Origin of the sequence: Gordonia sp. WA4-43 (assembly GCF_020520305.1) — a bacterium.
Lineage (GTDB): Bacteria > Actinomycetota > Actinomycetes > Mycobacteriales > Mycobacteriaceae > Gordonia > Gordonia hongkongensis.
In genome coordinates, this window is record NZ_CP084736.1 from 5,264,373 (window position 1) to 5,278,493 (window position 14,121).

General features: G+C 68.2%; 11 protein-coding genes. 5 read left to right on the forward strand and 6 right to left on the reverse strand.

Translation table 11 applies throughout. The features are described 5' to 3' along the window. The 3 genes from LEL84_RS23920 to LEL84_RS23930 all read left to right on the forward strand — a co-directional run bounded on the left by LEL84_RS23920 (window position 1) and on the right by LEL84_RS23930 (window position 2,686). Window positions 1-831: a CbtA family protein gene (locus LEL84_RS23920; protein WP_226512935.1), complete on the forward strand. Its 831-nt coding sequence runs from the start codon at window positions 1-3 to the stop codon at window positions 829-831. Between the two features lie 17 nt (window positions 832-848). After that, window positions 849-1,346: a histidine phosphatase family protein gene (locus LEL84_RS23925; protein WP_068970322.1), complete on the forward strand. Its 498-nt coding sequence runs from the start codon at window positions 849-851 to the stop codon at window positions 1,344-1,346. A gap of 113 nt (window positions 1,347-1,459) precedes the next feature. Beyond that, the gene (locus tag LEL84_RS23930) at window positions 1,460-2,686 is read left to right on the forward strand and encodes an acyl-CoA dehydrogenase family protein (RefSeq protein ID WP_058250638.1); all 1,227 of its coding nucleotides are present in this window, start codon (window positions 1,460-1,462) and stop codon (window positions 2,684-2,686) included. 48 nt (window positions 2,687-2,734) lie between these two features. On the opposite strand, the gene LEL84_RS23935 is transcribed toward LEL84_RS23930, so the two are convergent. Next, window positions 2,735-3,016, reverse strand: coding sequence for a three-helix bundle dimerization domain-containing protein (locus tag LEL84_RS23935; protein ID WP_226512936.1), 282 nt, complete (start codon window positions 3,014-3,016; stop codon window positions 2,735-2,737). A gap of 196 nt (window positions 3,017-3,212) precedes the next feature. On the opposite strand from LEL84_RS23935, the gene ppk2 reads away from it, so the two are divergent. Together ppk2 and LEL84_RS23945 are read left to right on the forward strand one after the other, a co-directional pair. After that, on the forward strand, window positions 3,213-4,046 hold the full coding sequence (ppk2, locus tag LEL84_RS23940; protein WP_058250637.1) for a polyphosphate kinase 2: 834 nt from the start codon (window positions 3,213-3,215) through the stop codon (window positions 4,044-4,046). 65 nt (window positions 4,047-4,111) lie between these two features. Continuing rightward, window positions 4,112-6,892 (forward strand): cation-translocating P-type ATPase, encoded by a 2,781-nt coding sequence (locus tag LEL84_RS23945; RefSeq protein WP_159370505.1) that lies wholly within the window; start codon window positions 4,112-4,114, stop codon window positions 6,890-6,892. 12 nt (window positions 6,893-6,904) lie between these two features. Here LEL84_RS23945 and LEL84_RS23950 read toward each other — a convergent pair whose 3' ends face one another. From LEL84_RS23950 to LEL84_RS23970, 5 genes are all read right to left on the reverse strand, one after another. Then, a complete protein-coding gene (locus LEL84_RS23950) occupies window positions 6,905-8,242 on the reverse strand; it encodes a diacylglycerol/lipid kinase family protein (protein WP_159370506.1) in 1,338 nt (445 codons plus the stop codon). After that, window positions 8,239-9,690 (reverse strand): hypothetical protein, encoded by a 1,452-nt coding sequence (locus tag LEL84_RS23955; protein ID WP_203235913.1) that lies wholly within the window; start codon window positions 9,688-9,690, stop codon window positions 8,239-8,241. The genes LEL84_RS23950 and LEL84_RS23955 overlap by 4 nt, the downstream gene beginning before the upstream one ends. Before the next feature lie 102 nt (window positions 9,691-9,792). Further along, complete coding sequence (locus tag LEL84_RS23960; RefSeq protein WP_159370508.1) at window positions 9,793-10,221, reverse strand: hypothetical protein; 429 nt, start codon at window positions 10,219-10,221, stop codon at window positions 9,793-9,795. Window positions 10,222-10,395: 174 nt separating this feature from the next. Next, the gene (locus LEL84_RS23965; RefSeq protein ID WP_226512937.1) at window positions 10,396-13,161 is read right to left on the reverse strand and encodes a molybdopterin-dependent oxidoreductase; all 2,766 of its coding nucleotides are present in this window, start codon (window positions 13,159-13,161) and stop codon (window positions 10,396-10,398) included. After that, window positions 13,158-14,006 (reverse strand): FAD binding domain-containing protein, encoded by an 849-nt coding sequence (locus tag LEL84_RS23970; protein WP_226514400.1) that lies wholly within the window; start codon window positions 14,004-14,006, stop codon window positions 13,158-13,160. The genes LEL84_RS23965 and LEL84_RS23970 overlap by 4 nt, the downstream gene beginning before the upstream one ends. Window positions 14,007-14,121: the final 115 nt, after the last annotated feature.

Sequence of the window (14,121 nt, forward strand, 5' to 3'; positions counted from 1 at the left end):
ATGGAGAAGAAGTTCATCGGCGCCGGCCTGCTCGCAGGTCTGATCGCCGGCATCGTCTCGTTCGTGTTCGCGCGGTTCTACCTCGAACCCGTCGTGGGCAAGGCCATCGACTACGAGAGCGCCCGCTCGGCGGCCGAGGAGGCCCTGGCCCATGCCGCCGAACCGGGTGGTCACACCCATGGTGAGGGCGGAGAGTTGTTCACCCGCGCGATGCAGGAGAACCTCGGCGCGGGGATCGGCAACGTCGTGTTCGCGGTGTGCATGGGCGCGTTCTTCGCGGTGGCGTTCACGGTCTTGTGGAGCCACGTCGGCAGCCGTCATCCGGCCACGGATCCCCGTGCGGTCGCGGGCGTGCTCGGCGGCATCGGTTTCGTCGCCGTCTTCGCCGTCCCGTTCTTCGCCTACCCGGCGAACCCACCCGCCGTCGGCGACGACGACACCATCGGCGAACGAACCGGTGCCTTCCTCACCATCACCGTGTCGTCGGTGATCCTCGCCATCGCGGCGGTGGTCCTGGCGTCGTGGTTGCGCCCGCGCATCGGTGGGTTGGTCTCGGCGGTCGCGGCCACGGTCGCCTATCTGGCCGGCATCGCGATCGTGCTCGCCTTCCTGCCGTCGTTCAGCGAGGTCCCCGGCCCGGTCCGCGACGACGCCGGACAGGTCGTGTTCCCGGGCTTTCCCGGTGACGTGATCGGGGATTTCCGGGTGTATGCGGTCGCCAACCAGGTCATTCTGTGGACGGTTCTCACCGTCTCGTTCGCTCTGATCGTGGGGGCGATGGCCCGGTCGCAGGCGACTGACCGCGCTCGCGCGGTCTCCGTGCCGAACTGAGGCGATCACTGCCCGGCATGCAGATCATCACCGCCGGTCGCACCGGCCCCAACCGGTCGGTGCGGTTCGGCGGTGACCCGGTTCTCGATCAGCGTGGTCGACGCGACGTGCTCGCTCTGAGCGCGTCGCTCACCCGCCCGATCGACATCTGCGGCCCGGAGGCGGCGACCCGCGCCACCGCCGAGATACTTGGCGCGACAGGCGGCCTCATCGTCGACGACGCGCTGCGGACGCTCGATGTCGGTGCGTGGTCGGGCCTGTCCCCGGAGGAGATCGACCCCGTCGACCTCGGCGGGTGGTTCACCGACCCGGAGGCCCGCCCGCACGGGGGTGAGAGTGTCGCGCAGTTCGTCGACCGAGTCCATGCCTGGCGTGCCGGGCAGGCCGAGCACGGCGATGGCTACGTGGTGGTCGCGATGCCGGTGGCGCAGGCCCTGCTGTGCGTCGATGCGGACGGGTTCTTCGCGCGGGAGGTGCGTCCGGCCACCCTCTACACCTGCACCGATGCTCGGTAGGAACAGATCTGCGACGACGTACCTAGACATCGGCAGTGACTCCTGACACAGTTGGGGACGACAAAACTGAAACGTGTTCGCCCCTGCGCGGACACCGGTCTGGGAGTGTGACGATGTTCGAGTGGTCCGAAGAAGATCTGATGGTTCGGGACGCCCTGCGGGCGTTCATCGACAAGGAGATCCGGCCACATCTCGACGAACTCGAATCCGGCACGCTGCCGCCCTACGACATCACTCGCAAACTGCTGTCGAGCTTCGGTGTCGACGCGATGGCCAAGGACGCTCTCGAGAAGGAACTCGAGGCCGAGGCCAACGGGGAGAAGAAGAAGCCCTCGGGCGACGGCGGCGGTATGGGCGGCTCGATGTTCATGATGGTCAACATCGAACTGGCGGGGGTCTGTCTCGGTCTCGTCGCATCCCTGGGCGTGAGCATGGGCCTGACCGCCTCGACCATCCGCGGTAAGGGCACGCTCGCCCAGAAGAAGCGGTGGCTGCCCGAACTGGTCACGATGGAGAAGGTCGGCGCCTGGGCGATCACCGAACCCGACTCCGGATCGGACGCGCTGGGCGGTATGAAGACAACGGTCCGTCGCGATGGTGACGACTACATCCTCAACGGGCAGAAGACCTTCATCACCAATGGCCCCTACGCCGACACCATCGTCGTGTTCGCCAAGCTCGACGACGGCAGCGGCACCCCGATGCGGGACCGTAAGGTCCTGTCGTTCGTCCTCGACAAGGGGATGCCGGGACTGACCCAGGGCAAGCCGTTCAAGAAGATGGGCATGATGAGTTCGCCGACGGGCGAGCTGTTCTTCGACAACGTGCGCGTCGGCAAGGACCGCCTGCTCGGCGAGACCGAGGACACCGGTTCGGACGCGCGCGGATCCGAAGGCGCCAAGGCCGGTTTCACCGCGGAGCGGGTCGGGATCGCGGCCCTGTCGCTGGGCATCATCAACGAGGCGCAACGGCTTTCGATCGACTACGCGAAGAACCGCAAGCTGTGGGGCCAGGAGATCGCACAGTTCCAGCTCATCCAGCTCAAGCTGGCCGAGATGGAGGTCGCGCGCATCAACGTCCAGAACATGCTCTTCAGTGCCCTCGAGCGGGGCAAGGCGGGCAAGCCGCTGAGCTTGTCCGAGGCGTCGGCGATGAAGCTCTACTCGTCGAAGGCGGCCACCGACGTCGCGATGGAGGCGGTGCAGTTGTTCGGCGGCAACGGTTACATGGCCGAGTATCGCGTGGAGCAGCTTGCGCGCGACGCCAAGTCGCTGATGATCTACGCCGGCAGCAACGAGATCCAGGTGACCCACGTCGCCAAGGGGCTGCTGCGGGGCTGACGAACAGGCCCGGTCGTGTCGGACCATGCCGACACGATCGGGCCGGGTTCAGGCGACCTCGCCGGCCCGGACCTCGACCGTCTGCGGCGTGGTGCCGGGCGTCGGCGACACGAGCGTCAGGTGGTCCGGCTGTGCCAGGAAGTCCTCGATGTCGCGTCGAGCCGCCTTCTCGATCAGCAACGGCACGAAGATCCTGACCTTGCAGTCGGCGAATCGTCCGTAGACGGCGTGCACACGTGCGTCGATGTCGTCGACAGCCATAACCGGAAACCGTGCGATCAGGCGACGAATCACCTGTTCGACTTCGAGCATCTCCTCAACCCGAGCCATTGGGACATTCTGCGGGAAAACCTTTGCGGCTGCAGGCTCATCGGGGAAACGACTGGTCACGATCGAGCATGCGACGGTGTGCTCCGTACCTGCCACGACAATTGCGCGTCCTCTTCGTCGGTTACCGCGCGGATGCCTCGGACGTGGCACAGAATGACCAGTTAGTCATTCGGTCCAGCCACGGGAGCGTACGGCCATGCCAGATTACTCATCGTCCTCGGGTGAACTCCGAGGCCCGGATCACGGCGGCCCGGCGGGCCCGATGTCGGGCAAGAAGTACCGCAAGCATCTCGAACCGCTGCACGCCGAGTTGGTCGCCATGCAGGAATGGGTCCGTGCGACCGGGGCGAAGGTCTGCATCGTCTTCGAGGGCCGGGACACGGCGGGCAAAGGCGGAGTCATCAAGGCGATCACGGCCAGGGTGAGCCCGCGGGTCTTCCGCGTGGTCGCGCTGCCCGCTCCCACCGAACGGGAGAAGTCGCAGATGTACCTCCAGCGGTACATTCCGCATCTGCCCGCGGCCGGCGAGGTCGTCATCTTCGACCGCAGTTGGTACAACCGGGCCGGCATCGAACGAGTGCTCGGATTCTGCACGGAGAAGCAGGCACACCAGTTCCTGGAACAGGTGCCCACGGTGGAACGGTCGATGGTCGAGTCGGGGATCATCCTGCTCAAGTACTGGCTCGAGATCAGCGAGGAACAGCAGACCCTTCGCCTGCAGAGCCGGATCGACGATCCGCGGAAGATCTGGAAGCTCTCCGACATGGACCTCGCGTCCTACAGCCGCTGGTACGACTATTCGCGGGCCCGCGACGAGATGTTCCGGTTCACCGACACGGGCTGGGCGCCCTGGTATGTCGTCTCCACCGACGACAAGAAACGGGGTCGGTTGAATGTGATCGAGCACCTTCTCGGTCAGGTTCCCTACACGCCGCTCGAACGTCCCCGGATCGAACTGCCGAAGCGGCAGAAGGCCAAGGACTATCGGCCACCCGAGCAGGCCCTGCACTGGATCCCGACCCCGTATTGACGACCCGAAACCGAGCCGCAGTCGAGTAGTCACGACACCGCCCGAGCCCGAGGCAGGAGAGTTGTATGGCCATCGCACGCCCGCCGTCGTCACCGGAACGTCGGGAGGACGACGCCCCCGCACCGGCCTGGCACGTCCAGGACGTCGAATCCGTCGTGTCGGCGCTCGAGTCCGACAGCACCGGTGGACTGTCGTCGGCCGAGATCGACGACCGACGGACGCGGTTCGGCGACAACGTGATCGCCGCGGAACCGGCCCCGTCGGTGGCTGCACTGGTGCTGCTGCAGCTCAAGGATCCGATGAACCTGATGCTGATCGCCGTGGTGATCGTCAGCCTGGTGATCGCGGAGGTCTCGACCGCGCTGGTGGTCGCCGCCCTGGTGGTGCTCAACCTGGTGCTGGGCACTCGGCAGGAGCTGAAGGCCCGGGCCAGCGTGGACGCCCTGGCGCGGATTCAGGTTCCGCAGGCCCGCGTGGTCCGGGGTGGAGTCCTGGTGGAAGTTCCCGCGGCGCAACTCGTTCCCGGGGACATCGTGCAGCTCGAAGCCGGCGACTTGGTGCCGGCCGACGGACGTCTGGTGCGGGCCGCCACGCTGGAGACGCAGGAGGCCGCGCTGACCGGCGAGAGCGCGCCGATCCCGAAGGACCCCGCCGCGCTCACCGATGTCGAGCTGGCCCTGGGTGACCGCAGCAACATGCTCTTCCAGAACACCTCGGTCACCCGCGGCACGGCGACGATGGTCGTCACCGAGACCGGGATGCGGACGCAGATGGGACAGATCGCGTCGATGCTGTCGGCGATCGCCCCACAGCGGTCACCCCTGCAGCGCGAGCTGGATTCACTCACCAAGATCCTGGGCGTGATCGCCTGGACCGCCGTGGCGATCATCGTGGTGATCGGGCTGGTGCGCGGACAAGACCTGGCGACGGTGATGCTGCTCGGTATCTCGATGGGCATCTCGGCGATACCCTCCGGTCTGCCCACTTTCGTCCAGGCGATGCTCGCATTCGGGGCCCGGCAGCTCGCGGATGCCAAGGCGGTCGTCAAGAACCTCACCGACGTGGAGACGCTCGGCGCGACGAGTCTGATCAACTCGGACAAGACCGGGACACTCACCATGAACCAGATGATGGTGCGCTCGTTGTACTTCCACGGTCAGTGGTTCGCCGTCGACGGTGAGGGCTACGGCAAGACCGGGAGCATCACCCAGGCGGCGGGCGAGCCGGTTCCCGACTTCACCATGCTCGCGTACGGACTGTGCCTCGACAGCGACGCCACCGTGTCGGACGCCGGCGCCGTCATCGGCGATCCGACCGAGGCGGCGCTGATCGTGCTGGCAGCCAAGATGGGGGTCGACGCGCCACTCACCCGCCAGACCTATCCCCGTCTCGCCGAGGTTCCATTCGACTCGGCCTACAAGTTCATGGCGACGTTCCACCGGCTGCCGGTGGACGGCACCGTCCGTTTCGTCGAGATGGTCAAGGGCGGTCCGGATGTCGTGCTGAACCGCTGCCGCTGGGCGTTCCGCCCCGGACGGGAGAGGGTGGAGCTGGCGGAGGTCCGGGCCGAGATCGAGGCGGCCAACGAGCAGATGTCGGCCGAGGGCCTACGTGTGCTGGCCTTCGCCGCGCGCGTGCTCGACGGCCGGGAGGACGAGGTGACCGCCGACCCGATGGCGTTCGTGGACGATCTCGTCTTCGTCGGGATGGTCGGGATCATCGACCCGTTGCGTGCCGAGGCCGTCGACGCCGTCCGGACGGCGCACGCCGCGGGGATCGATGTGCGGATGATCACGGGGGACCACACGGGAACCGCGTCGGCGATCGGTGCGCAGCTGGGACTCGGTCCCGGGGCCATCAGCGGTACCGAACTCGCCGCGATGTCCGACGAGGAACTCGCCGAGGCGCTTCCGCGGTTGCATGTGTTCGGGCGTGTCACGCCGTCGGACAAACTCCGGCTCGCCGACGTGATGCAGCGCCAGGGCGCGGTCGTCGCGATGACCGGCGACGCGGTCAACGACGCGGCCGCGCTGAAGAAGGCCGACATCGGGGTGGCGATGGGCTCGGGCAGCGAGGTCACCAAGCAGGCCGGCAAGCTGATCCTCACCGACGACAACTTCGGGACGTTGATCACCGCGATCCGGTTGGGGCGCAGCGTCTACGACAAGATCGTCGCCTACATCCGCTACCAGATGTCCAAGCTGTTCTCACTGGTGCTCCTGTTCCTGGTCGCGAGCATCTTCGACATCAACGAGGGCGTCGCGCTGGCGCCGCTGATGGTGGTCTTCCAGCACTTTTTCATCACCCTGTTCCCGGTGATCGTGATCATGCAGGACCCGCCGGCACCGGATCTGATGGCCAAACCACCACGGGACCCGAAACAGCCGATCACGAATCGCGCGTCGTTCGTGCAGTGGTTCGCCTACGGGGTCCTGCAGTTCGCGGTGACCTTCGTCGCGATGATGGTGGCGCCCGGTCCGATGAGCCCGACCGAACCGAACGTCCCGATGACCATGGGCTTCGTGGTGCTGTCCCTGGGTTCGGTGTTCGCCGGGTTGGTGATGCGGCGCGATCCGGAGTCGGGCCTCACACCGCCGATCGTCAACGCCGTGAAGATCCTGTCGATCCCGATCATCGTCACCGTGCTCGCGGTGGAGCTCGGATTTCTGCAAGACCTGCTGCAGACGACCTCGCTGACCGGCGGCCAGTGGCTCGCCTGCATCGGATGGTCGCTGATCATCCCCGTCGTGGTGGAGGCGGAGAAGTGGGTGCGACGTCGCCGGAGTCCGGCGGTGTCCGCGATCTCGGCCGTGGAAGCGGTGGCACCCCGGCGAGCTCTTCGCTGACCGAACGGGCGGCTACGAGGCCCGGTGTGGGTTCCACGCCAGGTACCACAACTGCAGCCAGTCCAGTTGTGGTGGCGCGACCCGGGTCTCGGGCCGGTGCCGGGGGACCCGTACGCGGAGCGCCCCGGGCGTGATGGTGCACCGCACCGGCGTCGTGAGCTGCAACGATTCACCGTCGACCCCGACCGGGATGACCTCGGCGTCGGCGTCGACGGTCACCTCGGTGGCGATGCGCTGGACGAGTCCGCGGTCGTGGGTGCGCCGCAGGAGGCCGACGGCCTGCCGGGTGTCGGACACCGAGACGGTGACGACCCCGAGCCGTCCCTCGTCGATGCGGGTGCGGCGACCGAGCCCGGCCACGTCGTTCGTGGCATAGGGGCCGTTGCTGACGAGGACGGCCTGGGGATCGGCGATGGTCTCGCTGCCGACGACGGCCCGCAGACCCGACCTCGTCCCTCTGCCCAGGAGGTCGGGAAGCATGCGTAACACCGTGCGTGTCTTGTCATCTCGATACTGCGGACTCTGGACCACCTCGGCGTAGATGCCGAACGACGCGTTGTTGACGAACGGCCGACCGTTGATGTGACAGAGGTCGACATGGAACTCGACGCCGTCGCGCAGCGCGTCGAGACACCGGGCGGGGTCCTGACGGTCGAGCCCGAGATCGAGCGCGAAATGGTTTCGGGTGCCGGCACTGATGACCAGGAAGGGTACGCCCGCCTCGGCCGCGACTCCGGCGACGAGGGCCTGGGTGCCGTCACCTCCCGCGACACCCAGCAGGTCGGCCCCGCGCGCCACCGCGTCCCGTGCCAATTGCTCCACGTCGATCTCCACCGGCCCGTCCAGCAATACGACCTCGGCGCCGAGGGATTCGGCCTTGCGCTGCAGATCGAATCGGACGACCTTCCCGCCACCCGAACGCGGGTTCATGATGATGAACGGGCGGTGGACGTCCGGCGCCGGGTGTTCGGGCATCAGGGAGTCGATGCGGGACGGCCGCAGCGCGCGCCGACCGCATCCGACCGCGGCGGCCGCCAGCAGCGCGGCAGCGATCACGACCCAGAGCTGTCGCTCGCGAAGGAGGAACACCACGAGAACCGCCACCGGCAGGACCGCGAGAGCGGCCGAGACGATGCGGAGGACACCACGGCTGATGAGGAACCAGTACACCGCGGCGACGATGACGACGGCACAGACACCACAGATCGCCAGGAGGCCCAGCAGGCGGAGGAGGCCGGCGGCGGCCACCGGGAGCAGGATCGCGGCGACGGTCAGCGCCATGGCCGCGCGCGCCCACCATCTGCGTGTCGTGGGCGGCGCGACCTCGGCGGCGACCGACGCCTGACTCATACCGTCTCGATGGCCGGCGTCGCCTCATCGGGCGTCTGCTGATCCGGCGGATCCGGCTCCTCGCTCCGGTCCTGGGCGGCCCAGTCCTTCGCCGGCCTGATCACGAGTTCGAGGATCAGGAGGGCGAGGAGTCCGAAGACGGCGATGAGGAGGACCACCAGACCGGTCGGATAGCTCCAGAAGACGAGCAGCAGCGCCGCGATGCCGATGATCGCGCTGCGCAACGCGATTCGCGCGCGGAACAGGCTCTCCTCGAAGGCATTCGGCGGCCGCGAGCGTCGTATCCGCTGCACCGAGTCGAGTCCGTGGCCGAATCCGCGCCGGACGGCCGTGGCCGAGGCGGACCCGCCCAGCAGGTAGGCCCCGACGGCGACCACGAGCCCGAGGACCGCCACGGCACGCAGCGCCAACCGCAGCGGATCGAGCACTGTGTCGATGGTGGCGGCCGCGGCATCCGGGGCGAGGATGTCGGGCGGCATCGCGTCGAGATAGAGCGCTCGGCCGATCAGCAACGCGATGGCGAGGACGAGCATGGCGAGGACGAGTGACAGTCCGGCGAGCGAGAGGGCCCGCAGACGCCGACCGCGGGGTGCGACGGCCACGGCGGCGAAGGCGAGCGCGATCGTCAGCCAGGGCAGGACGTCGGCGGCGGTGTCGAGTGCCGAGACGGCACGCTGGGCGCGGACCAGTTCGGGTGAGCGGAACAGGACGAACTGCTTGTCGACGGCGGGGATCTTCTCGGCGAAGGTGAAGCCGCGGTCGAGGAGGCGTGCCTTGACGTTGTCGATCACGGTGCCGAGCGAGATGCTGACGGTGCCGGAGTCGTCCACGGTCACCGACGACGGTCCGACGTCACCGGTCACGACCGCGACAAGGGCGGTGTGTGCGGCCCGATTCGCCTGCAGCCACAGGGATTCGAACTGATCGCTGGCGACGAACGACGACACGGTCTGTTGCACGAAGCCGCGGGCCTGGCCGGCCAGGACGGGAGCGAGACCCTCGACCGCCCGATCGACGCGTGGTGCGTTCTCGGTGGCCGGAACCGCGTCGGTCAGGGTCGTCAGCGCCGCCGCGGTGAGTCCCTCGACGTCGATGCGACTGAAGATCTCATCGGTGATCGTGTTCGAGATCTCGGCTTGCACTGCGGGATCCGAGGCGAGCGGAGCGACGGTGCTGACGTAGCGGTCGGTGTCGAGGATCTCGCCACGGACGAACCGCGAAGTCACCGAGGTGATGGCGAGTACGGCGACGAGGATGCACAGGACCGCGACGGCGAACCAGCGCCACCGGTTCCGCCGGGTCGGGTCGGGGGTCTTGGTGGCCGGCCCGGTGCCGGCCGCGTCGCGCAGGCGCGCGACCTCGGCTCGTAGTTGTTCGAGTTCGGCGCGCTCGGAGTCGGTGATGCCGACGCTCGGCTCCGCGCTCTGTCCGTTGGTGTCCGTGGTCATCTCGACGCCGCCCTTCCGGCCGCTGATCGTCTGGGGTTCCGGTGCTGACAGAACGCGCTCCACCGCCGAGGGGCGCCTCGACGGTGGAGCGTGGGTCGGGATCTAGCGGTATTCGGCCTTCGGCTGCCAGGTCGAGACGGCCCAGATGACCACGATGTCGAGAGCGATGATCAGGATCGACCACCAGGGGTAGTAGGGCAACCACAGGAAGTTGGCGATGATCGACAGGCCGGCGATCACGATCGCGGTGAACCGCGCCCAGGTCGCGCCGGTGACGAGTGCGACGCCGACGCCGGCCATCACGACCCCGAGGGCGATGTGAATCCAGCCCCACGTGGTGAAGTCGAGCTTGTAGACATACTCGACGCCGCGGACGAAGACCTCGTCTTCGGCGACCGCGGCGATGCCCTGGAAGAGTTGGATGACACCGAGGACGATGAGGATGATCGCGGCGCCGATGGAGGTCCCCGCGGCGATGTTCTGTGAGGTGGATGGACGGTTGTTCTCGTGGGTGGGTGCGGTGTGAGTCATGACGACGCCCTTCTCTGGACAACCTTGACTGTGGACTACCCGTACAGGGGGAGTGTCCTACGAGTCATGCCGCCCCGCAACCGTTTCGGCGAGAGCGGGCCCAGAATTGTGACCATGTGCCGGAACTCGATGCCGTTGCCGCGCAAACCGATGCGCATTGCTAACGAAAAAGGGTCAGGTCTCTTGCCGAGCGAGTCGCCAGATGCGGTCGCGTGACATCGGCGTCTCGACGGGCCGGCTCCCGAGTGCGCGACGGATGGCGTTCGCGAGCGCCGGCGCGACCGGGTTGTACGGTGACTCGCTCATCGATTTGGCGCCGAACGGGCCGAGTTCGTCGCTGGTCTCGGCGAAGTAGACCTCCGTGACGGGGATGTCGGCCATCTGCGGGACGCGGTACACCCGGAAGACGTTCGTGATCGGCCGTCCGCCGTCGTCGATCATGATCTCCTCGTAGAGCGCGGTGCCGATGCCTTGCGCGACACCACCTTCCACCTGGCCGCGACATTGCTCGGGGTTCATCACGGTGCCCGCGTCGGCCGCGTGCACCGATTGCAGGATGCGAACGGTGCCGGTCTCGGTGTCGACCGCGACGCGGAAGGCCTGCACGTTGAACGCGATGGACCGCATCTCCCCGCGTTCGGCGCCCGCGGCGACGGCGCGCGCTCCCGCGGGGTGCTCGACCCGGTTCGACGGATCGACAGCGCCGATGAGATCACCGAACCCGACGATCCGGCCGTCGACGAGCGCGCCCTCCACGCCGAGGCCGACCTGTGCCGGGTCCGTTCCGGTGAGCCGCGCCGCGGCGTCGACGAGGACGTCACGCAACGCGAGACATGCTGAGTGCAGCGCCTTCCCGGCCACGGTCGTGCCCGCCGAGGCGAACGCCCCGGTGTCGTGCACGACGGCATCGGTGTCGCCGTGCCACAGCGAGACCCGGTCCAGTCCGGTCGACAGCGCGGTGGCGACGATCTGGGCGTGGACCGTGGTCGTGCCGTTGCCGAACTCGGCGGTGCCCACGCCCACGTGGTACGTGCCGGCGGCGTCGACCGCGACGGTGACGTCGGCGAAGTGCCCGCGCGGGGCCATGGTGGCGATCGCGGCGATGGCCATGCCCTCGCCGACGTGCCAGCGATCTCCCGACGGTGCCTCGACCCCGTTGCCGGCGTGCAATGCACGCTCGGCCAGATCGAGACACTGGTCGAGTCCGTAACTGCCGTAGACCAGGTCGACCTCGGGATCGGCGCGTGCGATGAGGAGGGGATCGCCGTCGGCGACGGCGTTGCGGCGTCGGAACTCGAACGGGTCGATGCCGAGTTCGATCGCGAGTTCGTCCATCGCGCTCTCCACGGCGAAGACCACCTGGCCGAGGCCGTAACCGCGGAACGCGCCCGAGGGCGGGTTGTTGGTGTAGACGACCTCGGCGTCGAGCCGCTTCACCGGGCAGTTGTACACCGACACCGATTCGGCGCAGGCGTGGAACATCACGCCGATCGCGTGGTTGCCGTAGGCGCCGGTGTCCGACAACAGGTTCACCCGCAGGCCCGTCAGCCTGCCGTCCTCGTCGGCGCCGACGTCGACGGTGACCCGCATCGGATGCCGGTACGTGGTCCGGGTCAGCTCGTCGGTGCGGCTCATCTCGTAGGCGCAGGGTTTGCCGGTGCGGAGTACGGCCAGGGCGACGAGGTCCTCGGTCAGCATCTCCTGCTTGCCGCCGAACCCACCGCCCACCCGGGCGCTGAAGACCCGGATACGCTCCGGCGGCAGATCGAAGAGGAGCGCGAGCTCGTTGCGGACCAGGAACGGGACCTGGGTGCTGGTCCGGATGACGAGGCGCCCGTGTTCGTCGAACCACCCGATCGACCCGTGGGTTTCCAACTGGGCGTGGGAGACCCGCCCGCTGGACCAGGTGCCGTGCACAGTCGCCGACGATGCGGCGAGTGCGGCCTCGACGTCGCCGCCGAACCCCTCGTGAAAGGTGGCGATGACGTTGCGATGGGCCTCGGCGACCCGGTCGGCGGGAGTGCGATCGGGGTGCAGCAGTGGGGCTCCGGGGCCTCTGGCCGCTTCCGGGTCGAAGACCGCGGGCAGAACTTCGTAGGTGACGTCGATGAGCGCCAGGGCCTGGTCGGCGACGGCCGGGGACGACGCGACCACCGCGGCGACCCGCTGACCGACGAATCGCACCACCGGGTCGAAGACGAGTGTGTCGTCGGGATCCTCGAGGCGGCTCTCGTGGCGTCCCGTGGAAAACCGCGGAGTGGAGACGTTTTCGTGGGTGAGGATCAGCTCGACGCCGGGTAGCGCGGCGGCGTCGGTGGTGTCGATGGCGGTGATCCGTGCGTGCGCGTGCGGCGAACCGAGTACGTGGATGTGCAACGTCCCGGGCGTGGGGACGTCGAAGGTGTACGGCTCGGTTCCGGTCACCACGCGCCGGGCGGCGAGCGGAGCGACCGACTCGCCCACGAATGGCCGTTGCGCGGGCTCCGCGGGCGCAGCGGGGGATGCGGTGCCCGTGGCGGCCGCGGTGATCGCGTCCCGGATGGAGCGGTAACCGGTGCAGCGGCAGAGGTTTCCCTTCATCCGCCGCGGCAGGTCGGGGAGATGCTCGGCGGTGACGGTGGAGGCGGTCACGATCATTCCGGCGGTGCAGAAACCGCACTGGAATCCGAAGTTGTCGACGAAGGACTGCTGGACGGGGTGCAGGTCGTCGGGGGTGCCGAGCCCGGCCACCGTCGTCACCGACTTCCCGGCGGCGCGGTGAGCGGGATAGATGCAGGAGTGCACGGGCTGTCCGTCGACGAGCACCGAACACGCCCCGCAGTCGCCGGCGTCGCAGCCCTTCTTGACCTCGTAGTGTGCGTGTTCGCGGAGCAGCATCCGAAGGCACTGTCCCGCAGCGGGTTCGGCGTCGAGCGACTCTCCGTTGACCTCGAATCTCATGCGCCGGCTCCGAATCCCATGTCCTTGATTCCGTTCGTCGCCGACGACAACTCCGTGCGGATCTCCTCGCCCAGCACCGCCGAGACGCCGCGGCGCCAGTCGGCCGAACCCAGCGCGTCGGTGTAATAGCCACTTGCCGAGACGATGTCGTCGTGCAGCGCGTCGCGGGTCGGTAACCCGGTGTAGCGCAGAACGGTCGGCCATTCGGTGGCCGCGGTGATCCCGAAGGTGGCGGCGCCGTCGTCGTCGACCCGGCCGGTCACCACGGCCCCCGAGCGACTGAGCTCGGCGAGGGCGATCTTGCGCACGGAGGTGCGGGCGCGTAACGCGTGGGCGGGGAAGTCGATGGCGCGCAGGACTTCTCCCGGTGCCAGGAGGTTGATGCCGTTGCCGATGACCAGCTCGGCGACGGGTAGATCGCGGTCGGTGCCATCGGGACTCCACACGTGGGCGGTCGCGTCGAGCCCGACCGCCAGCGAGACCATCGACGCTGCCGCGTACGACCGGCAGATGTTGCCGCCGACGGTCGCCATGTTCCAGATCTTGAACGACGCCAGCAGTGCGTTCGCGCACTGCGCGAACATCGGGTGGGCCACGAAGCCGGAGCGCGGGGGGAGTGCGACGAGTTCGGCGATCGTGCAGGTGGCCGCGATCCGGAGACCACCTCCCGGCAGGTCTTCGACAGGTGCCCAACCCATCTCGCTCAGGTCGACTAGTCCCGTGGTCGCCGGCTGCGGCTCGGAGAACACCCAGGTGCCCCCGGCGACGATCTGTTCGCCGGGGGCGGGGAACGCCTCATCCCGCGTGCGCGCGAACCGGTAGTGGGAGACGGCGGTGAGGTCCATCAGCGTGCCCTGTCGAGGAGGCGGGATGCGGCGGTGGGTGGCTCCCACCGTACGAGGCCGATGCGCCCGTCGGAGCGGATCGCGGAGATCGACGTCGAGAGAAGCACGGCGTCAC